Source organism: Marinobacterium halophilum (genome assembly GCF_003014615.1).
Lineage (GTDB): Bacteria > Pseudomonadota > Gammaproteobacteria > Pseudomonadales > Balneatricaceae > Marinobacterium > Marinobacterium halophilum.
On record NZ_PYGI01000019.1, the window covers coordinates 32,804 to 56,573 of the forward strand.

General features: G+C 59.4%; 26 protein-coding genes and 1 riboswitch. Of the genes, 3 read left to right on the forward strand and 23 right to left on the reverse strand.

Features of this window, described 5'->3' with window-relative positions; all coding sequences use genetic code 11:
• The first annotated feature begins 8 nt into the window (after nucleotides 1-8).
• Together CLV44_RS13210 and CLV44_RS13215 are read left to right on the forward strand one after the other, a co-directional pair.
• Entirely contained in the window at nucleotides 9-533 is a 525-nt protein-coding gene (locus CLV44_RS13210; RefSeq protein WP_106592594.1) for a gamma carbonic anhydrase family protein, read from the forward strand.
• A 21-nt stretch (nucleotides 534-554) separates the two neighbouring features.
• Nucleotides 555-1,334 carry a 2'-5' RNA ligase family protein gene (locus tag CLV44_RS13215; RefSeq protein ID WP_106592595.1) on the forward strand — a complete coding sequence of 260 codons (780 nt, stop codon included), beginning with the start codon at nucleotides 555-557 and terminating at the stop codon, nucleotides 1,332-1,334.
• 147 nt (nucleotides 1,335-1,481) lie between these two features.
• On the opposite strand, the gene CLV44_RS13220 is transcribed toward CLV44_RS13215, so the two are convergent.
• The 23 genes from CLV44_RS13220 to btuB form a co-directional block, all read right to left on the reverse strand.
• Entirely contained in the window at nucleotides 1,482-1,838 is a 357-nt protein-coding gene (locus CLV44_RS13220) for a hypothetical protein (RefSeq protein ID WP_106592596.1), read from the reverse strand.
• A 38-nt stretch (nucleotides 1,839-1,876) separates the two neighbouring features.
• A complete protein-coding gene (locus CLV44_RS13225; protein WP_106592597.1) occupies nucleotides 1,877-2,284 on the reverse strand; it encodes a roadblock/LC7 domain-containing protein in 408 nt (135 codons plus the stop codon).
• Between the two features lie 2 nt (nucleotides 2,285-2,286).
• Nucleotides 2,287-2,754, reverse strand: a complete 468-nt coding sequence (locus tag CLV44_RS13230; RefSeq protein ID WP_106592598.1) for a GTP-binding protein — start codon at nucleotides 2,752-2,754, stop codon at nucleotides 2,287-2,289.
• Between the two features lie 63 nt (nucleotides 2,755-2,817).
• A complete protein-coding gene (locus CLV44_RS13235) occupies nucleotides 2,818-3,765 on the reverse strand; it encodes a hypothetical protein (RefSeq protein WP_146140009.1) in 948 nt (315 codons plus the stop codon).
• A 174-nt stretch (nucleotides 3,766-3,939) separates the two neighbouring features.
• Nucleotides 3,940-4,716 (reverse strand): slipin family protein, encoded by a 777-nt coding sequence (locus CLV44_RS13240; protein WP_106592659.1) that lies wholly within the window; start codon nucleotides 4,714-4,716, stop codon nucleotides 3,940-3,942.
• A gap of 4 nt (nucleotides 4,717-4,720) precedes the next feature.
• On the reverse strand, nucleotides 4,721-6,082 hold the full coding sequence (locus tag CLV44_RS13245) for an NfeD family protein (RefSeq protein ID WP_106592600.1): 1,362 nt from the start codon (nucleotides 6,080-6,082) through the stop codon (nucleotides 4,721-4,723).
• A 61-nt stretch (nucleotides 6,083-6,143) separates the two neighbouring features.
• Nucleotides 6,144-8,081 carry a GGDEF domain-containing protein gene (locus CLV44_RS13250; protein WP_170069351.1) on the reverse strand — a complete coding sequence of 646 codons (1,938 nt, stop codon included), beginning with the start codon at nucleotides 8,079-8,081 and terminating at the stop codon, nucleotides 6,144-6,146.
• A gap of 70 nt (nucleotides 8,082-8,151) precedes the next feature.
• The gene (gene cobS / locus CLV44_RS13255) at nucleotides 8,152-8,883 is read right to left on the reverse strand and encodes an adenosylcobinamide-GDP ribazoletransferase (RefSeq protein WP_106592602.1); all 732 of its coding nucleotides are present in this window, start codon (nucleotides 8,881-8,883) and stop codon (nucleotides 8,152-8,154) included.
• Nucleotides 8,883-9,437, reverse strand: coding sequence for a histidine phosphatase family protein (locus tag CLV44_RS13260; protein WP_106592603.1), 555 nt, complete (start codon nucleotides 9,435-9,437; stop codon nucleotides 8,883-8,885). The genes cobS and CLV44_RS13260 overlap by 1 nt, the downstream gene beginning before the upstream one ends.
• On the reverse strand, nucleotides 9,434-10,471 hold the full coding sequence (gene cobT, locus CLV44_RS13265; RefSeq protein WP_106592604.1) for a nicotinate-nucleotide--dimethylbenzimidazole phosphoribosyltransferase: 1,038 nt from the start codon (nucleotides 10,469-10,471) through the stop codon (nucleotides 9,434-9,436). Before cobT ends, CLV44_RS13260 begins: the two co-directional genes overlap by 4 nt.
• Nucleotides 10,468-10,995 carry a bifunctional adenosylcobinamide kinase/adenosylcobinamide-phosphate guanylyltransferase gene (gene cobU / locus CLV44_RS13270; RefSeq protein ID WP_106592605.1) on the reverse strand — a complete coding sequence of 176 codons (528 nt, stop codon included), beginning with the start codon at nucleotides 10,993-10,995 and terminating at the stop codon, nucleotides 10,468-10,470. Before cobU ends, cobT begins: the two co-directional genes overlap by 4 nt.
• A 14-nt stretch (nucleotides 10,996-11,009) precedes the next feature.
• Entirely contained in the window at nucleotides 11,010-11,567 is a 558-nt protein-coding gene (locus CLV44_RS13275; protein ID WP_106592606.1) for an LOG family protein, read from the reverse strand.
• A gap of 6 nt (nucleotides 11,568-11,573) precedes the next feature.
• Nucleotides 11,574-12,242 (reverse strand): 5,6-dimethylbenzimidazole synthase, encoded by a 669-nt coding sequence (bluB, locus tag CLV44_RS13280; protein WP_106592607.1) that lies wholly within the window; start codon nucleotides 12,240-12,242, stop codon nucleotides 11,574-11,576.
• Between the two features lie 19 nt (nucleotides 12,243-12,261).
• Complete coding sequence (locus CLV44_RS13285) at nucleotides 12,262-12,993, reverse strand: ABC transporter ATP-binding protein (RefSeq protein WP_106592608.1); 732 nt, start codon at nucleotides 12,991-12,993, stop codon at nucleotides 12,262-12,264.
• On the reverse strand, nucleotides 12,984-14,015 hold the full coding sequence (locus CLV44_RS13290; protein WP_245912693.1) for a FecCD family ABC transporter permease: 1,032 nt from the start codon (nucleotides 14,013-14,015) through the stop codon (nucleotides 12,984-12,986). Before CLV44_RS13290 ends, CLV44_RS13285 begins: the two co-directional genes overlap by 10 nt.
• Nucleotides 13,955-14,755 carry an ABC transporter substrate-binding protein gene (locus CLV44_RS13295; protein ID WP_245912694.1) on the reverse strand — a complete coding sequence of 267 codons (801 nt, stop codon included), beginning with the start codon at nucleotides 14,753-14,755 and terminating at the stop codon, nucleotides 13,955-13,957. The genes CLV44_RS13290 and CLV44_RS13295 overlap by 61 nt, the downstream gene beginning before the upstream one ends.
• Entirely contained in the window at nucleotides 14,752-16,236 is a 1,485-nt protein-coding gene (locus CLV44_RS13300) for a cobyric acid synthase (protein ID WP_106592610.1), read from the reverse strand. Before CLV44_RS13300 ends, CLV44_RS13295 begins: the two co-directional genes overlap by 4 nt.
• Nucleotides 16,233-17,303, reverse strand: a complete 1,071-nt coding sequence (gene cobD, locus CLV44_RS13305; protein ID WP_211298144.1) for a threonine-phosphate decarboxylase CobD — start codon at nucleotides 17,301-17,303, stop codon at nucleotides 16,233-16,235. Before cobD ends, CLV44_RS13300 begins: the two co-directional genes overlap by 4 nt.
• Complete coding sequence (cbiB, locus tag CLV44_RS13310) at nucleotides 17,300-18,187, reverse strand: adenosylcobinamide-phosphate synthase CbiB (RefSeq protein WP_106592611.1); 888 nt, start codon at nucleotides 18,185-18,187, stop codon at nucleotides 17,300-17,302. The genes cobD and cbiB overlap by 4 nt, the downstream gene beginning before the upstream one ends.
• Before the next feature lie 7 nt (nucleotides 18,188-18,194).
• Nucleotides 18,195-19,511, reverse strand: a complete 1,317-nt coding sequence (locus CLV44_RS13315; RefSeq protein WP_245912695.1) for a cobyrinic acid a,c-diamide synthase CobB — start codon at nucleotides 19,509-19,511, stop codon at nucleotides 18,195-18,197.
• Nucleotides 19,508-20,116 (reverse strand): cob(I)yrinic acid a,c-diamide adenosyltransferase, encoded by a 609-nt coding sequence (gene cobO / locus CLV44_RS13320; RefSeq protein ID WP_106592612.1) that lies wholly within the window; start codon nucleotides 20,114-20,116, stop codon nucleotides 19,508-19,510. The genes CLV44_RS13315 and cobO overlap by 4 nt, the downstream gene beginning before the upstream one ends.
• Nucleotides 20,113-20,685, reverse strand: coding sequence for a hypothetical protein (locus CLV44_RS13325; protein WP_106592613.1), 573 nt, complete (start codon nucleotides 20,683-20,685; stop codon nucleotides 20,113-20,115). The genes cobO and CLV44_RS13325 overlap by 4 nt, the downstream gene beginning before the upstream one ends.
• Nucleotides 20,686-20,713: 28 nt before the next feature.
• Nucleotides 20,714-22,513 (reverse strand): TonB-dependent vitamin B12 receptor, encoded by a 1,800-nt coding sequence (btuB, locus tag CLV44_RS13330; RefSeq protein ID WP_106592614.1) that lies wholly within the window; start codon nucleotides 22,511-22,513, stop codon nucleotides 20,714-20,716.
• Nucleotides 22,514-22,640: 127 nt separating this feature from the next.
• A riboswitch (cobalamin riboswitch) is annotated at nucleotides 22,641-22,871 on the reverse strand.
• Nucleotides 22,872-23,293: 422 nt separating this feature from the next.
• Here btuB and bfr point away from each other — a divergent pair.
• Nucleotides 23,294-23,767 carry a bacterioferritin gene (gene bfr / locus CLV44_RS13335; RefSeq protein ID WP_106592615.1) on the forward strand — a complete coding sequence of 158 codons (474 nt, stop codon included), beginning with the start codon at nucleotides 23,294-23,296 and terminating at the stop codon, nucleotides 23,765-23,767.
• Nucleotides 23,768-23,770: the final 3 nt, after the last annotated feature.

The following is a 23,770-nucleotide window of genomic DNA, read 5'->3' on the forward strand; positions in this document are numbered from 1 at the left end:
AGACCCTTATGGCAATTTACGCATACAACGGGCACCGGCCAACCCTGGATCAGGACACCTATGTGCATGAGCAGGCGACCCTGATCGGGCAGGTCACACTGGACGCCGGTGCCAGCATCTGGCCCCAGGCGGTGCTGCGCGCCGACAACGAACCGATCCATATCGGCAGCGGCAGTAATGTGCAGGACGGTGCCGTGCTGCATACCGATCCGGGCTTCCCGCTGCAGTTGGGTGAAGGCGTTACCGTGGGCCATCAGGCGATGCTGCACGGCTGCACCGTCGGCGAAAATTCGCTGATCGGCATTCAGGCGGTGGTGTTGAACGGTGCAAAAATCGGCAACAACTGTCTGGTCGGCGCAGGAGCGCTGGTCACCGAAGGCAAGGAGTTCCCTGACAACTCGCTGATTATCGGCAGCCCGGCCAAGGTGGTACGGGAGCTGAGCGCAGAGGCGATCGCAGGGCTGCGTGCCAATGCCCAGTCCTATGTGGACAAAGGGCGCGAATACCGCAGCAAGCTCCAGCGCATCGACTGAGCCGGTTACGGGTAGATAGAGATGACAGCCCTTGGCTCCAACACCTTTGCCGTCAGTCTGGATGACTGCCCACAATGGCACCACGGCATTCGCCACTACGCCGTCTGGTGCCTGCCGGTGGATGACCCCGACTGGCTGGCATTAATCGACCACACCCAAACCCGGCTGTCACCCTGGCTGCACAAGGGCTACGCCCGCCAGCCACATATCACCCTGTTTGCCTGCGGCCTTGTGGATAAAAATCACTGTCCTGATGCCATGCTGGCTGCACAGATCCAGTCACTGGAGTTATACAGTTTGTCCACCATGTTATACACATCCTCTGGTCTATCCACGTTTTCCACTGCCCCATGGCTGGGAATTGAGGATGGGGATAACCGCTTGCAGCCACTGCGTAACCTGCTCGCCCACGCTGCTGCCGAAGACTCGCCGCCACCGCAGTACCAACCCCATATCACGCTCGGCTTCTACCGTGATACGTTTGCACTGGACGCGATTGAAAAGGCGCTCGCGCCCCTGCAGGAACGGGCGCTGACCCTGCCGCCGTTACACATCGACCGGGTGCAGTTATGCTATTACGACACCCACGACATTCAGGGGGAACTGACCGTGAAAGAGACCATAAAGTTGAATCCGTCTGCGCCTGTGGACAACGATGCCACACCGATCAATCCGCTGGATGAGATCAAACAGATGCGCCAGGCGCAGCTGCGCGTCTGCGCCCTGAAACAGCAGACCGAACTGGACCAGCTGGTGAATCAGGCCAAAACCGGTGTGGATAAGTCCGACAAACAGACGTGAAGCTCTGGTATACCATCCTTGGCTGTAAGGATGATCGTGACGGAGTTAAGAATGTTTGAGAGTAATTATTGAGGGGCTGACGAATGCCAGTAACGGCCCGATGACAGAGTCATCAGACACAACCGTCACTGGCAACGGGAGTGCGTCTTATACGATCATGTCGGTCTCGATCTGTTTCAGCTTGCGACGAGCGAGGGCCAGATTGGCACTGCCGCCAAGCACATAATAGAGAAACAGTTCGCGGTCAGAGGACAGCGGACGGATCAAATGAATCTGATCAGACAGGGTAATCAGGATATCTTCAATGGTGGATTCCAGACCCAGCATCTGCATCGTTTTCATTTTTGCCCGCACCACTTCCGTGTTACCACCCGCTGCGACCTCCAGATCCAGGCCTGTACCCACCGAGCCCAATACCATGCCACTGCTGTAATCCACGAGGGCGGCACATTTGGCGCCATCCAGATCCAACAGCTGATTCAATCCATCATCAATAGAGCTCATCACTACCTCCACATGCAAAACCTACAGCAGGTCATTGCTTATTTTTTTAGACAGTCGGAAACACTTTCGAATATTTTCTGTAATGCCCAATTTGCAAGGCCATTATTTATACGATTTTCAAAACTTGCCAATAGGACATATTCAGCTTCACCTGACAGAATCAAGCGTGCCAACATCATGCCATTATCACCTTGCACCGACGCACCCTGGACTACACCTAAATCACACTCGTCCGCCATGCTATGGCTTAATGCGCAAAAGGATACGGCCATACTTGCTATTCGGTTTGCATCCCACTCTTTATTCAAGTGCTTTTGACCTGAATCAGCCACCAGAAAACCGTCGGCTGTAGCTACCAACAGGAACTGCAACCCATCATATTCTTTCACTTTATCGCCCAAAACATCCGCTAGACCGGATGGGGTCGAAAGATTCATTACATTCATATTCATTCCTGCAGTAAGCGGATTTCTGCATTCGAGATCAGCACATGCAAAAGCATATTGAGATCATCCTTTTCTCGCGGATCTGCCATGAAAACCGGCATGACAACATCACGCTTTTCAACCAGCAGATTGCAGGCTTCCAGATCATTTTCCGTACCACGATTCAAGGCCACAACAAAACTGCCCGGATCAACCCATTTACTGAAGGTATCGGCAAATGACGCCAGCTTTTCAATATAGTTATCCTGGCTACAGTCCAGCAGAAGAATGACGCCCATGGCACCTTTAGCTACAATCGGCCACATGAAATCAAACCGCTCCTGCCCCGGAATTCCATACAGCGCAACCTTGCCTGCGTCTCCAAGCAGAATTTCGCCATAATCCAGGCCGACGGTGGTGGTAGGTTTATCCACCTTGAAACGCTCATTATTTTTGGCTTCAGTGGCGACCGGCTCAATATCACTCAGCACGCCTATAGCCGTGCTTTTCCCTGACCCCATCGGGCCTGCGAATACGACTTTTAACAACATAGGTTAAACGCCCAACTTTTTTTTCAGTGCTTGAAGGATATTAAGAGACTGAACCGATGGCTGTAACCTGTCGGCGGTTTCGCTGTCACACACTTCAACCTTGAGTCCCACGACATTACAGGCATGCAGGAAGGCGCATACATGACGTTCCTCCAACCCGCTGATCTTGACCCCTGTATCGATTGTGGCGGCCTTGCGGCCATACAGAGAAGATAATTTATACAAGGCAGGAACATTTTCCCATGCAGCCAGTTGCGGCCAATGCTTGATCCGATATACACGATTTGGGCTGCCCCAAACGTGCAAGGCATAACGGCTTTCTTTCAACGCCAATAGCCATAACAGACCTGTTGCCGAGAACTCATAGGCTTCTAAAGTTTCATCATCAGCACGAATGTCCCAATGTTCAACCGGATGCATGAGTAAAAGTTTTATCAATTCATCACGGCTTTCAATGTTACTGCGAAAGACTTTTTTGACGGGATCAAAACTGAAAGATGCACCTTTATCCTTGGCAATATAAGAGCAGGCCACTTTTTCCAACATGCGTTGAGAAAGCCATTCGGCACAAGAAAACGAAATTTTTTCCGTGGTCTTTTCGCTGGCTGTAACGATATTTTCTGCTGAAACTTCCGGTATTGCGGACAGGTCGTTCGTAATGCGTTCACCGGCCTTATTCAAAATATCCATAAGGCTGAAAACACGTAATGGCAATTCAGCAACCATATCGTGATCATCATCCGACAACTTCTCCAGAAGTAATACAGATACTCCTTGGAACGATGACGGCAATAATGACTTGCTGGTTGTGAGGATAAAATCGGAGGCCTCTGGCTCGGCGTTCATGCTCCATTCTGCCGTCAGCCAAGGCGTCACTATTTTAAGTTGCCTGGCAAGTAGCGCATCCGCTTTTTCGTCTAATCCAATTGCAGAAAAATTTAACTTGGTCACGCAGACATCACCGGAGTCAGAAAATAACTGCACACGGTCCAAGGCTGTGTGCAGTTTTGTTAAAGACCTTCTACGCGGGAAGATGAAAACAGATCATAAAATTTTAAAAATGTACCGTCATACCAACACTTTGGCATTATCTGTAAACACTGCATGCGGCCAGGGCGCTTATCGTCAGGCAGATGACTCCGGCTTTTTGGGTGTTTGCGTCGCCAAACTGTTAAACAGGTCCACCGGCAGCGGGAATACGATGGTATGGCTGTGCTGGCCGGCGATTTCGGTCAACGTCTGCATGTAGCGCAGTTGGATCGCCTGCGGTTGCTGCGCCAGCGTTTGCGCTGCTTTCAACAGCTGTTCCGAGGCTTCCTGCTCACCCAGGGCGTGGATCACCTTGGCCCGTCGTGAACGCTCGGCCTCGGCCTGACGCGCGATGGCGCGGATCATGCTTTCATCCAGGTCCACATGCTTGATCTCCACATTGGCGACCTTGATGCCCCAGGCATCGGTCTGCTTGTCGAGAATGGTCTGGATATCCACATTGAGCCGGTCGCGCTCCGACAGCATTTCGTCCAGTTCATGCTGACCCAGCACCGACCGCAAGGTCGTCTGTGACAACTGACTGGTGGCTTCCAGATAGTTTTCCACATGGATGACGGCGCGTTCAGGGTCGACCACACGGAAGTAGATCACCGCATTGACCTTCACCGACACGTTGTCACGCGATATCACATCCTGGGTGGGCACATCCATCACCAGCGTACGCAGGTCGACCCGTACCATCTGCTGAATCACCGGCACGATGATGATCAGACCAGGACCTTTGACCTTATAGAAACGGCCCAGCAGAAACACGACACCACGCTCGTACTCACGCAGGATGCGGAACATGGACAGCAGCACGATCACCAGCAATATGATCAGTGTGGTCATGAAGTAGGGAATACCGATCATCATATTACACCTCCAGTTTAATCACGAGCAGATGCACACCGGCACCGCCCTGAACCCGTACCCGGTCACCGGGATGCAGCGGCTGCGGACAGCGCACTGGCCAGAGTTCACCTTCGAAACGGACCATCGCCTGACCCTGTTGCAGGCATTCGATGTGGAACGTCTGCCCGTTGGCGGCGTCGATACCGACGGTCTGCGGACGGTTGTGCGCCCGCAGTGCCATCGCCACCACACCAAAGGCCACCAGCCCCGTACTCAGTCCCAGTGCGATGATCACCGGCACCGCGATTTGATAGGCGGGCAATTCGGTATCCATCAACATCACCGACCCCACCACGAAGGCGATCGCGCCACCAATGCCGAGAATGCCGAAACTGGGGGCGAACGCCTCAGCCACGATCAGACCGATACCGATGAGCATCAGCCCAAGACCGGCATAGCTGACCGGCAAAACCTGCAAGGCATACAGGGCAATCATCAGGCTGATCGCTCCCAGTACGCCAGGCACACCGAAACCGGGGTTGGAAAATTCGAAAATCAGGCCATAAATGCCAATCAGCATCAGCAGGTAGGCCACGTTGGGGTTGGTGATAACGGCAAGGAATTCAGTGCGCCAATCCGGCTGGTATTCGAAACGTGGAGCGGTGCTCAGCTGCAGTGTCTGGCTGCGCGATCCGAGGTCGATCACACGCCCATCCAGCTGTACCAGCAGCTGGTCCAGATCGTCTGCAATCAGGTCGATGACCTGCCGCTCCAGCGCCGCTTCTGCACTCAGACTGCTGCCGTCACGCACCGCCTGCTCGGCCCAGTCAGCATTGCGCCCACGCAATTCGGCCAGACTGCGAATGTAAGCCACGGCATCGTTGGTGATCTTGCGTTCCATGGCACTGCCAGAGGACGGCGGGGAGGTCTGATCGTCGCCGGATTCAGGCTCAATGGCGGGTACGCCGCCCAGTGATACCGGCGTCGCGGCGCCCAGATTGGTCGCGGGTGCCATGGCGGCAATGTGACAACTGTACAGGAGGTAGGTACCGGCGCTGGCCGCACGGGCACCGCTGGGAGAAACATAACCAATGACCGGTATCGGCGAGCCCAGAATGGCGGTGATCATCCGCCGCATCGACAGATCCAGCCCGCCCGGGGTATCGATCTGCAATACGACCGCTTGTGCCCCACTGGCCGCAGCCTGCTCCAGCCCGCGGACCAGATAATCACTGCTGGCCGGACCAACAACACCGTTCAACTGCAACAGCCAGACGCTGGCCGACGCTGGCCTGGCATCGGTAGAAGGCTCAAGCGCTGTTGCACCGACCGGGGGGAGCAGGCACAACAACAGGCTCAGTAACACGCGGATGAAAGCGGACATGGCATACCCCCGTTGATGCTTCCAGTATAGAAGACTCTCAACGAGGTGCAGCACCCGAGTGTCAGCCGGCGGCAACGGCCTCCTCGGCCACAGCCAATTCAACCCGATTGCGACCATTGGCCTTGGCCAAGTACAGCGCAGCATCGGCTCGAGCCAACAAGGCATGTGCCGACTCTCCGGGCTGGTGGATAGCGACCCCAAAACTGGCCGTCACATGCAATCGATGTTCATCCACCGGGCAGCGTATGGCGTCAAAATGACTGCGGATCCGCTCTGCCAACTGCAGCAAGTGTTCTGCATGTGCCGTCTCCAGTACCACCAGAAACTCTTCGCCACCGATACGACCGAAACTGTCGTTGGCACGCAGCAGATCACGGACTTCCTGGGCATAGTAAGCCAGCACCCGGTCTCCGGCCGCATGCCCATAATGGTCGTTGACCTGTTTGAAGAAATCGATATCGATCAGGACCACGCCCGGCTGCCGATCCAGTGCCAGCAGCAAACGGTCGAGTACCTGCAGCACCGCGCGGCGGTTGAGACAGCCGGTCAGCTCATCCGTCATCGCCTGCCGACGCAGCCGCGTTTCCTCAGCCAGATGTTCGCTGTCATCGTTGAACGCGATGATGGCTCCCCCCGCATATTGACCGTTCGGCAACGGCGTTACGGTCGTATGAACCGGAAGACTGCGTCCATCACGCGTACGAAAGAACTCCCGGTCTGCCTGTTGACGCTCGCCGCTGCTCAGCGCTTTCAGCATCGGGCAGTCATCGGCATGCGCATCCTCGCCGGAAAGCGTTACATGAATCAGCGGGTGCAACACCTGATCATGCAATTCAGCTTCCGTCCATCCCAGCAAACGTTCGGCTTCCGGGTTCATCCATTGAGTGCAGCCGTGGCGATCCACCATGATCAGTCCGCTACCGACTTCGTCGGTGATCAGGCGCAGTTGTTGCTCATTGGAACGGATACGCTGATACAGGTGGAACTGGCGCAAACGCGTGCGATACCAAACCAGCAACAGGATAATGACTATCGTACTGCCGTACAGCGTCCACTTAACACCGGCCTGAAAGTAATGCGTTTGCAGCGCCGAGCAGGAGCGGCCCGGTTCATTAAGTCCCAACAGCCAGCGTGGCGCGTTCATTTCGCCATCACCGTAACGGATCCACTCATAGACATAACAATCGGTGCCTGCAGCGACCGCTCCCCGTGGCTGTTGCTGAATCTGCTGCCACTGAGCCGGCATCTCCACCGCCAGCCCGGTCTGCGGGGTAAACATGAACTGCCAGTCACGGCTGCCCCCTCCCAGCAACCACTGTCCGGCATCGTTCAGCAAGAGCGGCTGCAGCGGCGATGGCAGAGCGGAGCCCATCTGTTGCAGCAGGTCATGCCCCCGGTAATTGATCACCACCAGACCTTCGCGTTGCGGTTGATCAACCGGCATCACCATGCGCAGCATCGGTTTATAAGGAACTTCGATCTCGCCCTGTTCAACATTCAAATCCAGTGGCGACAGATAACGTTCACCGACGCCAAGGCGCATGCCTTCGCGAATGTAGTAACGGTCTGCCTTATTTTGCAACGCGGCAGCTGGCACGATGTAGGGGTCACCGCTGGCCAGCCGGTTGATGCGAATGACTTCCTGACCGGCACGGTTGATAAAACGAATCTGGTCGTAGTCGGGTTGTAACCGGGCCAGCGACAGGTAGCTTTGCTGTAACAGCTCAAGATCAGCAGGCTGCGGCTGCTGCAGATACCGGGTCAGTAATGGCGAAGTCGCCAAACGCATGACATCCAGCTGCACCGCATCCAGAGTGGCATTTAATTCCTGATGCAAACGGGACAAGTAATAGCTGCGCTGCTGCTGTTGCAGACGTTGCTCATGCTGCAACTGCTGATAGGCATTCAGTCCGGCTATCGCCACGGTCAACAACAACGCCAGCAAACCAACTAACCAGAAAAACAATGATCCTGGCCGGTATAATACATGCAGACTCATAAGCTTCCTGCCAACTGCAAAATGGAGGGATGAATTTATTCTACCCAATACCCGTAGCGACGACATCCTTCTAGAGCACGACCAGTGCCGTTATCAGAACCACACTTTCCTGCAGTTCAATCACGGCACCGGCGGTATCACCGGTATACCCCTGCAAGCGGCGCTGCATCAACAGGCGCAAGCCCCAGAACGTCACCATAACCATAACCGGCACCAGCGGGTGCAGCCACAGCAGCAGCACGGCCAGCATAACGCCACAGACCAGGATCGGCAGGCGGGACAGCTGCTGCAGTCCTTGTGCAATCCCGCCGGGACGGGCGTAGGGTGTGCCCAGCAACAGGAACTGGACGGCGCTGCGCCCCACTAACGGGGCCAGTAATATCGGCAGCCACATCGACTCGGCCAGAAGGGCCTGTAGCAGGCTCCACTTCAACAGCAGTTGCAGCATCAGCACCAGTGCCCCAGTGCCACCAAGATGTGGGTCTTTCATGATCCGCAAGGTACGCTCGCGGTCACCCAGCCCACCCATCCAGCCATCGGCACTGTCGGCCAAACCATCAAGGTGCAGCCCACCGGTCACACCGCACCAGAGCACCAGCACCAGCGTGGCCTGCACTGCAACCGGCAATCCCTGGGTCAGCCATACCAGCCCGAGCAGCAGTCCGCCCAGCAGCAGCCCCACCAGCGGGTAATACAGAAATGCCCGCGCCTGCGTAGCCTGATCCGGCATGCCTGCCAGCCGCACGGGGATCAGGGTGAGGAACTGCAACGCGCACAAAAACGCCTGCCAATGAGCCTGCATCAACGCGCATCCTTGAAGGTATGCAGACTGCCGTGGGCAACCGGATAACTGAACATGTCGTTGACCGGCAAGCGGTTGAGAATACAGTGCAGTGCTCGGATAACACCGCCATGACAGATCAGCAGAACCCGGCCTTGCCGGCACTGCTGCAGCTCATCAATGCACGCTTCCAACCGGGCAAAAAAGTCAGGTAGCGGCTCCGCACCTGGCGGGGTGTAGTGCCAGGGGTCTGCCCAGAAGCGGCCCAGATTATCCGGTTCGCGGGCGTGAATTTCGGCCGCCGTGTGGCCATCCCAGTCACCGAAATCATACTCGCGCAGCCGGGCGTCCAGCTGCAACGGCACGGCATCACCAACCCAGTCGTGGCTAAAGGCGGCACAGCGCTGCAATGGTGAGCTGTAGATAGCGGCATAATCCTGCGGCGATACCCCGGCCACCCCCTGTTGCATCTGCTGCCAGCCTTCCGCCGTCAACGCAGCATCGGTATGGCCCAGAAAACAGCTGCCCTTCTCGGTCACGCCATGGCGCAGCAGGTCAATTGTAAAGGCTGTCATCCGTCCTGCTCCGATACGGCGGCTTCAGCAAAGGTTGCCATGCCCGCGTGCAGTGTGCAGGCCATGCGCAACAGCGGCACGGCCGTGGCGGCCCCGCTGCCCTCACCCAGGCGTAATCCAAGATCCAGCAGCGGGCGTGATGGCAGCATGGCACAGAGCCTTTGATAGCCGGGCTCGGCCGAGTGGTGGGCAAAAATCAGCCAGTCGGCCACCCCGGCATTGATCCGGCACGCCAGCAGTGCCGCGACCGTACAAATGAAGCCATCAACCAGCACCGGAGTGCCCTGCTGGGCACAGGCAAGATACGCACCGGTCAATGCGGCTATCTCGAATCCGCCCAGCGAAGCCAACAGCGCCAACGGCGCACGATCATCGCCATGACGCGCCAGGGCCTGTTCGATGATGCGGCACTTGTGCGCAACACCCTTGGCATCAAGACCGGTACCCGGTCCAACCAGATCAGCCACCGGCGCAGCCAGCAGTGCCGCCGCCAGTGCCGTCGCGGCGGTGGTATTGCCAATACCCATTTCGCCACCGATAAACAACTCGGCTGGCAGGTGCAGCACCGCTTCGCGCCCAACATCCAGCGCCTGCTGTAACTGGACCGATGTCATCGCCGCTGCACGCAGCAAGTTGCCGCTCTGCGCGGCGATCACGCGGCTTTCAACCCCCGGTAACGGCTCCAGTTCGACGACCGTACCCAGATTCCACACCCGCAATTCGGCACCCAAAGCATGTGCCGCCACACTGATCGCCGCACCGCCTTGGGCAAAATTGCGTACCATCTCGGCAGTAACGGCCTGTGGATAAGCCGATACGCCTTCGGCTGCGACACCGTGATCCGCCGCAAACACCGCGATGCTGACCCGATCCAGCTGGGGGCAGGTGCGCCCCTGCATGCCCGCCAGCCGGATCGCCAACACTTCCAGCTCACCCAGCGCGCCCGCAGGCTTGGTCAGCTGCTGCTGCCGTGCAGTCGCGGCTGCAACTGCTTGCGGGTCCAGCGGCTTAACCGCCTGTTCAATCCAGTTCATTGCCCTACTCCCAATGCCGGGCCTTTGACCACCAGTGGAATCCCCGCCACCATCAGTACCACCTGATCCGCCAGAGCCGCCATTGACTGGTTGAGCCAACCGGCCTCATCACTGAACCGACGACTCAGTTCACCCATGGGCACGACTCCCATGCCGGTCTCGTTGCTGACCAGAATGATCTCGCCACGGGCATTGGCCAGCGCCGCGCACAGCGCATCGCGCTCGGCCTGCATATCGGCATTGGCCAGCAGTTGATTGGTGGTCCAGAGAGTCAGGCAGTCGATCAGCAGGCAGCGATCAGAGGCTTGCTGAGCCAGGATGGTCGCCGCCAGCTGCAGCGGCTCTTCCAGCGTGTGCCAGTGGCCGGGACGTTCGTCACGGTGACGCTGAATGCGCACGCGCATCTCGTCATCGTACGCTTGCGCGGTAGCAATGTAGAAAACATCATGCCCGGAGGCGTCGGCAAGCTGCTCCGCCTGCCGGCTTTTGCCGGAGCGGGCACCGCCGAGAATCAATCGGATCATTATGGGGTGTCCTATTACCACTTCTGCTCTGGCGCACGATAATCCTGCAGTGCCGCCAGCAATGCATCCGGCGTATCCACAACCTGCAGCATCTTCGTGTGCGCCGCCCGGATAAAACCTTCGTCACGCATGCGCTCGACAAATGCCAGCAGCGGGTCATAAAAGCCGTTGACGTTGTACAGCACCACCGGTTTTTCATGGTGACCCAGCTGGCCCCAGGTCCAAACCTCGAACAGTTCTTCCAGCGTACCGATGCCTCCCGGCAGGGCAACAAAGGCATCCGCCAGCTCGGCCATCCGTGCCTTGCGCGCATGCATGTCCGGCACCACCTCCAGCACTGTCAGCCCCTCGTGCGCCAGCTCGCGGGACTGCAGGTATTCAGGGATGACGCCATGTACATGCCCGCCGTTTGCCAGCACCGCATCGGCGATGGTGCCCATCAAGCCGACATGGCCGCCACCAAACACCAGCTCAATCCCCTGCTCAGCGAAAACACCGCCCAGCTCGCGAGCCGTCTGTTGATAGATCGGGTCGGTGCCGTTGCTCGAACCACAGAATACCGTGATATTCATACTCTCTTACTCCTCATGTTCATGCCCGTTCGGCCAGCAGTTCTCCGCCATCAAGTCCGCCAGCGGCTGCGCGTCGGCCCAGCCCTCCTGTTCCAGCATGGGCCGCGCATAGAATTTGTCCACCGGACCGATGCAGAGGATGGCGATCGCCTTGCTGCCTGTTGGCATCTGCAGCAGGTCGCCCAGCGCGTCAGGGTCGAACAGAGACACCCAGCCCACACCGATCCCTTCGGCACGGGCCGCCAGCCAAAGGTTCTGAATGGCGCAGGACACCGATGCCAGATCCATCTCCGGCAGGGTCCGGCGGCCGAATATATGCTTTTCGCGCTGATCCATCAGCGCCACCACCAGCACTTCGGCGCACTGGTCCATGCCTTCAACCTTGAGGCGCAGAAACTCGGCTTCACGGGCGTTCATCGCATCGGCGGTCGCCTGACGTTCCTGCTCCACCAGCGTGCGAATACGACCACGCAGACCGGTATCGGTGATGCGGATAAAGCGCCATGGCTGCATCAGGCCCACACTGGGGGCTTGATGCGCCGCCTGCAGCAGCCGCGTGAGAATCTCGGGGTCGAGCGGGTCACCGCTGAAGTGGCGCATGTCACGCCGTTCACGAATGGCGCGGTACACGGCCTCACGCTCAAGGGCACTGAATTTCCAAGGGGTGTCGCTCATCGGAGGGCTCCTGTGCAGCTCAGCGCAGTACCCTGACCGAAGGACGGGATGCACTGAAATCGACTTCAACCTCCACATCATACACGTGTCGAATGTTGTCGGGCGTCAGCACTGTTTCCGGGGTACCGATGGCATGCACGCGACCGCTGTCGAGCAGCACCAGACGATCACACCATTGCGCCGCCAGCGTCAGGTCGTGAATCGACAACAGCACGCTGCGCTCGGCCCGCGCATAATCGCGCAACAGTTCCAGTACCCGCTGCTGGTAGTGCAGGTCGAGACTGGCCAGGGGCTCATCGGCGAGAATCACCTCGGGCCTCCCCGCCAGTACCCGCGCCAGCCACACCCGCGCCTGTTCACCCCCGGACAGGTGATCAACCCGCGCGTCGAACCATTCAAAAACGCCGGTCTGGCGCGCCGCTCGGGCGATGATATCGGCATCTTCATCGCCCCAGGGCAAGCGCCCCAGCGCAATCACGTCAGCAACCTTCAACGCCCAGGCGCTCTGGCACCGCTGTGGCAACAGTGCAATCCGGCGCGCCCGTGCCTGGCCCGGCATATGGGCCAGGTTGTGTTCATCCAGATGAATGTCGCCGGTATAGCGCTGCAGACCGGCGATGCACTCCAGCAGCGATGATTTGCCGGACCCGTTGGGGCCGATGACACCAAACAGCTCGCCCGGTTTAAGATTCAGGCTGACGCCAGCCAGGCGGCTGTCCAGCTGCAGTTGCTCGATTCGAATTACAGCCATCGCTTGCGCTCCTGCCAGACCAGCCAGATAAACAGGGGCGCGCCGATCAGTGACGTCAGCACCCCGAGCTTGAGTTCTCGCCCCGGTGGCATCCAGCGCACCACGATATCGGCGACACAGACCAGAATGGCACCCACCAGTGCCGCCGGAATCAGAATGCGGTCAGGCCGGTTTTTCACCAGCGGCCGCACCAGGTGCGGGACCAGCAGACCGACAAAACCGATGGCACCGGCCACCGCCACCGACGCGCCCACCAGCAGGGCCGCCCCCAGAATGATCAGACGACTGCCCCGGGTGTAGGACAGGCCCATGCTCTGCGCTACCTGCTCGCCAAGACTCAGCCCGAGCAGCAACCGGCGCTGGCTCCAGATCAGCCCCCCGCCGATCAGCAATGCAGGCCCGAGTATCCATAGATGATCCAGCCCGCGTTCAGAGACCGAGCCGAGCAACCAGAACACCAGCTCCGACAAGGCAAAAGGGTTCGGGGCGAAGTTGAGTACCGCCGCCAGCAGTGAACCCGTGAGGGTCGAGATCGCCAGCCCCGCCATGATCACCATCGCCTGCCGCGACGGTCCGGCCAGCAGCAACATCAGCGACATGGCGATCCCGGCACCGATCAGCCCGGCCAAGGCCGGAGCTGCCGCACCCGCCGCCGGAAACAGGCCAAAATAGAACACGCTGGCGGCACCCAGCGCCGCGCCCTGGCTGGCACCGGTCAGGCCGGGATCGGCCAGCGGATTACGCAGCAAACCCTGCAGGGCTGCGCCACTCATGCCCAGCGCCGCCCCCACGGTGAGTGCCAACAGCGTGCGTGGCAAGCGGATCTCGCCGATGACAATGGCGGCAGCACTGTCGGTGCCATTTAACCACTGCCAAAGACCGTCCAGCACGGCAATATCGGTGGAGCCGACATGCAGCGAGACCAGCGCAGTCAACAGCAGCAACAGGGTCAGTGCGGGGTTCATTTCATCCTCTCGTGTCGCAGTTGTTCGATCAACTTCCAGGTCCAGGGACCGGGACATTGCCAGCGCCAGTTTTCCTTGGGCAACCAGTGTTCGGCGCTCAGGCTGTGGCGCAGGGCCGGGTGGTCGGCGAAGCGGGTGGCCAGCGCCTGAGCTTCGGGGCTGTTCCAGAGAATTGCATCAGGCGGATCGGTCACCACCCGCTCCAGGTCCAGGCGCTCATAGCGTACCCCGGTCAGATAGTTGCGCCAGCCCGCCTGACGGATAATCTGGTCTTCAAAGGTGTTTGGCCCGGTACCGATGCCGTTGGGGCCCAGCAGCAACAGGCGTGGCGCATCGGCTTTCGGCTCCAGCGGTTCAGGGGCGGGATGTGCCTTCTCGGGCGATTGTCCTATCAAACCCAGCACACGGCGTTCATAGACTTCAATGGCATCCAGTGACCGGGGCAGGGTGACCAGTTCTACCGGCTGCCCCAGGGTTTGCAAGCGCTTACGCAGCAGCAATGCATTGTGCTGACCGACCAGAATCAGATCCGGCTTCAGGCTGAACACCTGCTCCAGCGAACCATCATGACTCGCCCAGCCCTCCAGCGGCCAGGGCAGCGGAAAGCGTTTGTGCATTGGCGACAGGGCCGCCACCTGTGCGCGGTCGGCGTGCAGCGCCAGCATGCGGTCCATGCACAGATCCAGCGAAACCACCCGCTGCGGGGCGCTTGCGGCCATGGACGGCGGCGTCAGCAGGCTTACGATCAGTAACAGGTAACGGCCCATGGCCTGCCCCCCGCAGTACAGTCGCTTCATGCGCCCGCATGCTCTGCCGACAGGTCCAGCAAAGCCAGTACCGCCGCCATGTCCAGATGCTGCTCCAGCGTATCTGCCAGGCGGTTGATGCCGTCTTCGCGCAGCTGGTGATAATCCAGCGTTTCAGCCTGTTCCAGCCCCGCCCAGCGCAGGATCAGCCGGGTCGTTTCCGGCGTTTCGAACAGGCCGTGCAGGTAAGTACCCACTATCTGACCATCCTCAGAGCAGGCGCCATCCGGCCCCTGCTCCAACGCGGCCAGTGCAGGACGGCCCTCGGCCACTTCGGTCACGCCGCAGTGAATCTCATAGCCGCTGACCGGCACCGTTTCATTCAGCAAGGTCAGCTGGCCACGGACATTACGCAGCGCCTTCTCCGCGGTCAAAACGGTACGCGTCGGCAGCCAGCCAAGACCTTCGCTGTCGCCTGCCGCACCCTCGATCCCCTGCGGATCGGCGATACACTCACCCAGCATCTGATAGCCGCCGCAGATGCCCAGCAGCTTGCCGCCGTAGCGCAGGTGGCGTTGCAGATAGTCTTCCCAGCCCTGAGCACGCAGCCAGTTCAAGTCCGGCCGTACCGCCTTGGAGCCGGGCAGAATCACCAGATCGGCGGACGGCTTGGGCTGGTCGGGGCCGACGAAGTGCAGCCGCACCTGTGGGTGCAGGCGCAGCGGGTCGAAATCGGTATGGTTGCTGATATGGGGCAGTACCGGCACTACGATATCGAGCACCTTGTCGGCACGCTCGATATCAGGCTCTTCACTGATGGCGTCTTCAGCCTCCAGATGCAGGCCATGCAGATAGGGCAGCACCCCCAGCACCGGTTTGCCGGTATAGTCTTCCAGCCAGTCCAGACCCGACTGCAGCAACGCAATATCACCACGGAAACGGTTGATGACGAAGCCCTTGATCCGTGCCTGTTCGGTCTCGCTCAGCAGCGCCAGCGTACCCACCAGGTGGGCGAATACGCCGCCCTTGTCGATATCGGCGATCAGGATCACCGGGCAGTCCACCCGCTCGGCAAAGCCCATATTGGCGATGTCACGGTCACGCAGATTGATCTCTGCCGGTGAACCCGCGCCCTCCACTATCACCGCCTGATACTGGTCACACAGACGCTGGTGAGACTCGGCCACCGCCTGCCAGGCAAACGTCTTGTAGTCGTGGTAACGCTTGGCTTCCATGTTATCCACAGCGCGGCCATGAATGATTACCTGAGCGCCGGTGTCGCTGCAAGGCTTGAGCAGCACCGGATTCATATCCACATGGGGCGTTAATCCACAGGCCTGCGCCTGTACCGCCTGCGCGCGCCCAATCTCGCCGCCCTCGGCGGTGACGGCACTGTTCAGCGCCATGTTCTGCGGTTTGAACGGTGCCACCGCAACGCCGCGACGTTGCAGCACCCGGCACAGACCGGCCACCAGCGTACTTTTGCCGGCATCGGAAGTGGTGCCCTGCACCATGAGTGTCTTCTGGGTCATGTCGTGATCTCGCTGAGGGTCTGTTCAAGGCGCTGCCATTCGTCTTCGTTACCGGGCAGGCCAAACCTGAGCGCTGCCGGTTGTTCAAACCGCCTGACCAGGATACCGGCTTGCGCACACGCCTGCTCAATCCGCTGCGCCTGTTCCGTCATCACGGTAGCAAACAGGGCCGTGCTGCTGACAGTCTCAGCCACACGTTGCACCAGCAACCGGTGCAGTCTTGCCTGCTCTGTCTTGAGCTGTACCCGCGTCTGTTGCTGCCAGCGTCGATCGGCCAATGCCTGCCGAGCCACCCAGCGCGCCGGATGGCTGATCGCCCAGGGACCGATTGAGTGCGCCAGCGCGTCACCCACGCTCGCCTCTGCGCAGACCGCGCCCACACGGAGTCCGGCCAGGCCGAAGAACTTGCCCAGCGAGCGCAACACGATCAGCCCGTGCGGCATGGGGTCGGTGATCAGGCTCTGCTCGGGGGTAGCGTCGATAAAGGCTTCATCGACCAGCAGCCAACCGCCACGCCGTGCCAGACGTACATGCCATTGGCGCAGTTGCTCGGGACGGAAGCGCACACCGCTGGGGTTGCAGGGGTTGATCAGCACCAGCACATCCAGCGCATCCAGTTGGGCGTCAATCTGCTCGACGCTCAAGGGCTGTACTCGATGGCCTGCCTGCTGCCAGCGGAAGGCATGTTCGGCGTAGGCCGGATGCAGCACGCCTGCCCGCGCCGAACCCGATTGGGCAAAACGCAGTATCGGCAGCGCCTGTATCGCCACTTGAGAGCCTGCCACCAAGAGTAGATCGGCACTGCCGTAATACTCGGCAGCGGCCTGCGCCAGACCATCGTCTGCTTCGGGCAGTCGATTGAACACCGAAGCCGGTAACGGCGGTACCGGCCAGCCATGCGGATTGATGCCGGTGGAGAGATCGAGCCACTGCTCACGCGGGATACCATAGTGCACAGCGGCTGCGTTCAGACGGCCGCCGTGCAACGGGGCTGGGGATAACTTCGAGTTATTAAAATCGTGCTCAGGCGCATCGGCCAAGGGGCCGCTGTGGATAACATCCTTCATAGCCACACCCACAGGCTGATGAAAAGTATCCACAGCCCGAGTGCCTGATCCACCAGCCGCAGTGCCCGTGACAGGTCACGCGGTTGTGCCGGTGGCCCCTCGCCCAGCACCGGCTTGTCGGCCCAGACACCGCGATAGCAGGTCGGCCCGCCCAGCTGTATACCCAGCGCACCGGCACCCGACGCCATCACCGGCCCGGCATTGGGACTGTCATGCAGCGGTCCCTGTGTGCGCCAGCAGCGCAGTGCCCGACGGGTATGGCCACAGAGCGCATAACTGAGCGCGGTCAGCCGCGCCGGAATCAGCCCGACGAGGTCATCCAGCCGGGCGGCGGCCCATCCAAACTGGAGAAAACGTTCGCTGCGGTAGCCCCACATCGCATCCAGCGTATTGATCAGGCGAAACGCCAGAGCACCCGGCGCCCCGGCGATGCAGAACCAGAAAACCGCCCCGAATACGGCATCGCTGCCGTTCTCCAGCACAGACTCCACCGCCGTGCGCTCCACGTCCAGTTCGGCGGCATCGCGGCTGCAGATATAGGAAGTCAGCCGCCGCGCCTCATCAGCATTACCGCTTAACAACGCCTGCAGAATCGGGCGGATATGCCGTTTCAGGCTTTCCAGCCCCAGGGTAAACCAGAGCACCAGAACGGCAAGCAGATCGCCCACAACAGGTATCTGCACCAGTGCTGTCACCAGCAACACCGGCGGCAACACCAGTAACAGCACCATCAACAGGCCTTTCAGCCGCCGTGAGTCACCTCGGTTGAAGCGGGCTTCCAGCCAACCGGCACAGCGGCCGAACCCGACCAGCGGATGCCAGCGGTTCGGCTCGCCGAACCAGCGGTCGATCAGAACGGCAGCGATCAGTTGCAGCGCCAGCATATGCGGCTCAGGGCCTGAACAGCTGGGCCACAGCGGCCGGGTTGGAGGGGAAGTAGAGATGAATATAAGACGCGGTCAGGCGTTTGATCCGGTAAACCGGTTCCGCCGCACGGCGGCCGTTGGGGCATTCACCACGGGCGATCGGTGCCAGTTCGGTTGCGCTAACCGAGTGATGAAACGTGTGTCCGCGCAGTGCCTCGCCATCCAGCATCAGCCGCTGCAGACCCAGTGCCGCAAAGCGTTTTTGCATCTGCGCACGGGCAGGCAGCAGGCCACCGAGTTTGGCAGACTCACCGTCCAGCGTAGTCAGCTCATCACCCAGCCAGAGCATGCCACCGCATTCGGCCAGCATTGGCTTGCCAGCCTGATAGTGAGTTTTGACTTCATCCATCAAGGCCGTGTTGGCCGCCAGCGCCTGCAGGTGCAATTCCGGGTAGCCGCCCGGCAGCCAGAGCGCGTCCACCTCGGGCAAGCGGGTATCAACCAACGGGGAGAAAAACTCCAGTTGCGCACCCAGTTGTCGCAGCGTGCGCAGGTTGGCCGAGTAGATAAAGGAGAATGCCGCATCACGGGCAACACCGATGCGCACCCCGTTCAACAGCGGCTCAATCGCCGCCACCGGTTGCGGTGCAAAGGCGATCGCCGCAGGCAGTTCGCTGCCCGCACTTTGCTCCAGCGCCGTGGCTGCGGTCTCGATGCGCTGTTCCAGATCCGCGATTTCAGCGCCCTGCACCAGCCCCAGATGGCGGCTGGGCAGACTGATCGCTTCATCACGCGGCAGCGCACCATACCAGCGCAAGGGCTCGGGCAGCGCTTCGGCCAGCATCTCTCCATGGCCGACGCTGCCGACCCGGTTGCCCAGCACGCCGCTGAACGGCAGCTGTGGCCGGAAACTGGCCAGCCCGTGCGCCAGTGCGGCGAAGGTCTGCGCCATGCCACCGGCGTCGATCACCGCCAATACCGGAATACCGAACAGTTCAGCCAGATCGGCGCTGGAGGGGGTGCCGTCAAACAGCCCCATCACGCCTTCAATCAGGATCAGATCCGCTTCACCGGCAGCTTCCCAGAGCTGCTGTTTGCACAGTTCAGGCGAGCCCATGAACAGGTCCAACTGCTCGACCTGACAGCCGCAGGCATGGCTCAGAATCATCGGATCGAGGAAGTCCGGGCCGGTCTTGAACACACGGACCTTACGCCCCTGATTGCGGTGCAGGCGTGCCAGTGCTGCCGTGACCGTGGTCTTGCCCTGTCCCGATGCCGGAGCCGATATCAGCAGTGCCGGGCACTGCCTGATTTCAGCCTCAGTCGATAGGTCCGTGCTCACAGCTCTACGCCCTTCTGGGCACGGACACCGTCCTTGAACGCATGCTTGACCACCTGCATTTCGGTCACTGTATCAGCGACATCGATCAGCGCCTGGGGGGCACCGCGACCGGTGACCACTACATGCTGCATGGCAGGACGGTTACGCAGTGCTTCCAGTACGTCATCCAACTCGATGTACTGGTATTTGAGCGCAATATTGAGCTCATCGAGTACCACCAGCGAGATATCGGGATTGGACAGCAATGCACATGCCTTGCCCCAGGCAGCGGCAGCCGATTGCAGGTCGCGCTCGCGGTCCTGAGTCTCCCAGGTGAAGCCTTCGCCCATCACGTGGTAGCTCACCTCGGGGAAGCGACGGAAAAACGCCTCTTCACCGGTACTGAAGCTGCCCTTGATGAACTGCACCACGCCGACGTGCATGCCATGGCCCAGCGCGCGTGCCAGCATGCCGAAGGCGGAGCTGCTCTTGCCCTTGCCGTTGCCGGTCAGCACCAGCAACACACCCTGGTCGCGATCGGCACGGGCGATCGCCTGATCAACGACGGCTTTCTTGCGTTCCATCCGCGCCTTGTGGCGCTCGTCACGGCTCTGGTCATCACTCATGTGCGATTTAGCTCCTGATAGGTTTTGAACTGGCGAGACAGGGTATACAGCATGGCCGCCAAACCGGTATAGCCCAACAAGGGTACAAGTTTACTCGGCAGGAACTGCTCGATACGCCCCCACAGGCCCGCCAGACTTGTAGCTTCAAAGTTGCCGGAGAAGAAATAGTAGCCGCCGCTGGAAAACAGGTTGCAGACAAACGCGCCTGCCAGCAACGTCAGCAGCAACGGCCCCAGCGTTGACAGATGATCACGATGCAAACCGGCATAGACGCGACCGGCATACCACAGTGACGCATACGCCGGCACCAGCAACGCATAGGCCGGGGTGATGCAGTGCGCGGCCGCACCGCTCCAGCCGTAGTAGCTCACATCCAGCAGCACCGCTTCCAGAAACAGCAGCGGGAAGCTCCACAGCGGACGCAGAAATACGCCCGCCAGGAAAAACACCGCCCACGAGGCGCTGGGCAGATGGTCAACCGAGGCGAAATGCTGCCCGCGTGTCAGCGCCAGCAAAATAATCAGACCGAGCCCGACCAGCAGTTGGTCGCGTTGTGCCAGTTTCATCATGATCATACTCCGTCAGCAACGCGCCCGATTAAGGCGCGTAGTGCAATGAAAGCCAGTAAGTGCGATCCGGCTGGTTGTAATCCTTGGCGGTTTGGTAGTCCTCGTCGAGCAGGTTCTCGATCTTGGCCCGCAGCGACCAGTCGTTACCCAGCGCATAGCTGCCACGCAGGTCAACGGTGGTGTAGCCGGAAAGACGTTCACTGCCGTCATTGCGCTTGCCAACGGCCTGCACATTGCCGCCCACGGCATAGGCACCGAAGTCACGATCCGCCGACAGGTTGAACACCTTGCGCGCACGACGGTTAAGCAATTCATCAGTGTCGCGGTCTTTCGGGTCCATCAAATCCAGGCTGGTGCTCAGATCCCAGTTGGCCAAGCGGGTGGCCGCGACCAGCTCCAGACCACGGACGCGGGCTTCATTGACGTTCATCGGAATCCAATTGCCACTGCTGTTCGGTGCCCAGGCAATCAGGTTTTCCACGTCATTCTGGTACAGATTGGCAGACCACTGTACACCTGCATGGTCACCCGACAGACCCAGCTCCCATGAATCGGATTCTTCCGGTTGCAAATCCGGATTACCCGAGCCCGGCCAGTACAAATCATTGAAGGTCGGTGCGTTGAAAGCCGTGCCATAGCTGGCCGTCAACCGCAGATCACGTGGCAGCTCAACACCCCAGGCCACAGAGCCCGTTGTTTCCACGCCAAACTGTTCGTTGTCATCACGGCGCAGGCTGAACGCGAGATCATGCTGGCCCAGGAACAGCTGGTACAAGCCGAATACACCCACGTTGTCACGCTCGTTCAGCGCATAGGCCTTGCTACTGGTGACTTCATCTTGCTGGTAATCCACACCCCAGGTCAGCTGGCTGTGGGCAAAGAAGTGCTCACTCTGCAAACCCGCCACATTGCGCTGGGTTTCGATATGACTCTGATATACACCGTCGCCGTACTCGGTGGCCTTGTCCTGGCTTTGACCCGCGGTCAGGTTCAAGTGCCAGTTATCAGTCGGTTTCAGATTCAGCGCCGCACCCAATGTCTGCAAACGCGCCTGGGTGCTGTAATCGTCGAATGCAGCACCGCCGTCATATTCGTTATCGCCCCGATTCTGCGACCAGTTCAGCTGTGCTTCGATGCGGTCACTGAAACGGTAGCCACCACTCAAGGCATAGGAGCGGTTGTCATAGCCATCATCGTCGGCATTGTAACCATAGGCACCCGGCGCCTTGGCATTGAAACCGTCAGTGGTGAAGTCACTGATATCCAGGTTGTACCAGCCATCGTCGTTGCCGCCAGAGGCGCCCAGCGTCACTTCGCGGGCATCATCGCTGCCGGCTCCTACACTGAAGCGCGGTTTGAACCCTTGCGTACCCTTGCGGGTAAAAATCTGCACAACACCGCCGATCGCTTCAGAGCCATACAGCGAAGAACGCGGGCCCCGCACGACTTCGATACGCTCAATCTGGTCAATCGCCAGATGCTCAAACGAGGTACTGCCCAACGTGGCCGAACCCACCTTGATGCCATCAACCAACACCAGTACCTGCTTGGATGAGGTACCGCGCAAGGAAATGGATGTTGCCTTGCCACGGCCACCATTGTTAATGACCGTTACCCCCGGCGTCTGCTGCAGCAGTTCGGTGACGGTCTGGGCCTGTTTGCGTTCGATCTCTTCACGGTCAATCACGGTCACCGAGGCCAGTGCCTGGTCGGCGGTCTGGGCGGTGCGGGTCGCGGTGACCAACAGGGTATCGGGAGTGCTTTGAGCCTGAACGGCCAACGTAGTCGTGCCCAGCAGCAACGCTGCCGGAAGGGAAAATGTTTTCATGATCTGCCTGAATATCTGCGCGTGCCAACCCGCACACGTTATAGGAGTAAGGGTAACGCCGAGGCAGACATGAGTGGACGCCAGCTCACAGGATGTGGCCGTGCCAGTCATGATCGCCCACCGCGATACCAACTATCTGCTTCGGGCCGGTCTCCGGGCTCAGGCGTCAGGCTGTTGCAGCCAGGAGAGATGACGCCTTCCCATATCCATGGATACAGTGGCCTGTTGTCATCGTCTCACGCCTCTACCGTTGCGGGGGCAGCGTCGGCATTGGTCTGTTGTATACCAACAGACACGCACCGACTTCCCGTTTAAGTGCTGAACAGCTGTGCAGCACACCGGAAGCAGTCGCGGATGATAGGCAGTCACGGGAGTGAGGTCAAACGGAGACTGTTCAAGTGCAGATGAATGCGACCGAACAAAAAAAAGCCACCCCCCCGGGGAGCGGGAGGATGGCACCAATCACCATGGGCACACGGCTGTCATGCTTGTGGTGAGAAAAGACCTGTCAATGAACACGAACAACTGTAAAGCGAATCATTCTTATTTGCAACTATATCTTTGCTAAAATATCCTGCAATCCAAACCTTGCGATTTCAACCGCTTAGCCAAGCCAGAACAGATATACGGCCGACACCTGCTTTGCTTTTAACTTCAATGGCTTAACTTATATTTAACGTGCGGCCCCCGGTTTCAGCGGCTACACTGGTTACATTTGCATGCGCAACACATATTCGGCGACGGCCTCCGCCCCGCTGACGGCCTGCACAGGGGGACAACATGAAACACGACCAGGCATTGGTACAGCTGCTCAACAAGGTGCTGACCATCGAGCTGACATCCATTAACCAGTATTTCCTGCATGCCCGCATCTTCAAGAACTGGGGGCTGGAAAAGCTCAATCACAAGGCTTACAAGAAATCGATCCTGGACATGAAACAGGCCGACCGGCTGATCGAACGGATTCTGTTTCTGGAAGGACTGCCCAACCTGCAACACCTGGAGCGGCTGCGTATCGGTGAAGATACCGAAGAGATGTTGCAGGGTGACATGAGTCTGGAGCTGGACCAGCTCGCCCTGCTGCGCGACGTGATCGCCCAGTGCGAAGCCGGCAAGGACTATGTCAGCCGCCAGTTGCTGGTCGAAATTCTGGAGCAGGAAGAGGAGCATGTCGACTGGATCGAGGCTCAACAGCACCTGATCAACGAAATCGGCATTCAGAACTATCTGCAGTCGGCTATCGAAGAGGATTAAGCA

What these genes read in the sequence shown, in the direction of transcription:
- CLV44_RS13260 (WP_106592603.1), bottom strand. Translation starts at nt 9,437, where the DNA reads ATGACAGCCTTTACAATTGACCTGCTGCGCCATGGCGTGACCGAGAAG.
- CLV44_RS13210 (WP_106592594.1), top strand. Translation starts at nt 9, where the DNA reads ATGGCAATTTACGCATACAACGGGCACCGGCCAACCCTGGATCAGGAC.
- CLV44_RS13215 (WP_106592595.1), top strand. Translation starts at nt 555, where the DNA reads ATGACAGCCCTTGGCTCCAACACCTTTGCCGTCAGTCTGGATGACTGC.
- cbiB (WP_106592611.1), bottom strand. Translation starts at nt 18,187, where the DNA reads ATGCTGGCGCTGCAACTGATCGCTGCCGTTCTGATCGACCGCTGGTTC.
- CLV44_RS13290 (WP_245912693.1), bottom strand. Translation starts at nt 14,015, where the DNA reads ATGTCCCGGTCCCTGGACCTGGAAGTTGATCGAACAACTGCGACACGA.
- bluB (WP_106592607.1), bottom strand. Translation starts at nt 12,242, where the DNA reads ATGAGCGACACCCCTTGGAAATTCAGTGCCCTTGAGCGTGAGGCCGTG.
- btuB (WP_106592614.1), bottom strand. Translation starts at nt 22,513, where the DNA reads ATGAAAACATTTTCCCTTCCGGCAGCGTTGCTGCTGGGCACGACTACG.
- CLV44_RS13300 (WP_106592610.1), bottom strand. Translation starts at nt 16,236, where the DNA reads ATGACCCAGAAGACACTCATGGTGCAGGGCACCACTTCCGATGCCGGC.
- cobS (WP_106592602.1), bottom strand. Translation starts at nt 8,883, where the DNA reads ATGCAGGCTCATTGGCAGGCGTTTTTGTGCGCGTTGCAGTTCCTCACC.
- CLV44_RS13250 (WP_170069351.1), bottom strand. Translation starts at nt 8,081, where the DNA reads ATGAGTCTGCATGTATTATACCGGCCAGGATCATTGTTTTTCTGGTTA.
- cobD (WP_211298144.1), bottom strand. Translation starts at nt 17,303, where the DNA reads ATGAAGGATGTTATCCACAGCGGCCCCTTGGCCGATGCGCCTGAGCAC.
- bfr (WP_106592615.1), top strand. Translation starts at nt 23,294, where the DNA reads ATGAAACACGACCAGGCATTGGTACAGCTGCTCAACAAGGTGCTGACC.
- CLV44_RS13285 (WP_106592608.1), bottom strand. Translation starts at nt 12,993, where the DNA reads ATGGCTGTAATTCGAATCGAGCAACTGCAGCTGGACAGCCGCCTGGCT.
- CLV44_RS13295 (WP_245912694.1), bottom strand. Translation starts at nt 14,755, where the DNA reads ATGAAGCGACTGTACTGCGGGGGGCAGGCCATGGGCCGTTACCTGTTA.
- CLV44_RS13275 (WP_106592606.1), bottom strand. Translation starts at nt 11,567, where the DNA reads ATGAATATCACGGTATTCTGTGGTTCGAGCAACGGCACCGACCCGATC.
- cobU (WP_106592605.1), bottom strand. Translation starts at nt 10,995, where the DNA reads ATGATCCGATTGATTCTCGGCGGTGCCCGCTCCGGCAAAAGCCGGCAG.
- CLV44_RS13245 (WP_106592600.1), bottom strand. Translation starts at nt 6,082, where the DNA reads ATGTCCGCTTTCATCCGCGTGTTACTGAGCCTGTTGTTGTGCCTGCTC.
- CLV44_RS13220 (WP_106592596.1), bottom strand. Translation starts at nt 1,838, where the DNA reads ATGAGCTCTATTGATGATGGATTGAATCAGCTGTTGGATCTGGATGGC.
- CLV44_RS13325 (WP_106592613.1), bottom strand. Translation starts at nt 20,685, where the DNA reads ATGATGAAACTGGCACAACGCGACCAACTGCTGGTCGGGCTCGGTCTG.
- cobT (WP_106592604.1), bottom strand. Translation starts at nt 10,471, where the DNA reads ATGAACTGGATTGAACAGGCGGTTAAGCCGCTGGACCCGCAAGCAGTT.
- CLV44_RS13240 (WP_106592659.1), bottom strand. Translation starts at nt 4,716, where the DNA reads ATGATCGGTATTCCCTACTTCATGACCACACTGATCATATTGCTGGTG.
- cobO (WP_106592612.1), bottom strand. Translation starts at nt 20,116, where the DNA reads ATGAGTGATGACCAGAGCCGTGACGAGCGCCACAAGGCGCGGATGGAA.
- CLV44_RS13225 (WP_106592597.1), bottom strand. Translation starts at nt 2,284, where the DNA reads ATGAATGTAATGAATCTTTCGACCCCATCCGGTCTAGCGGATGTTTTG.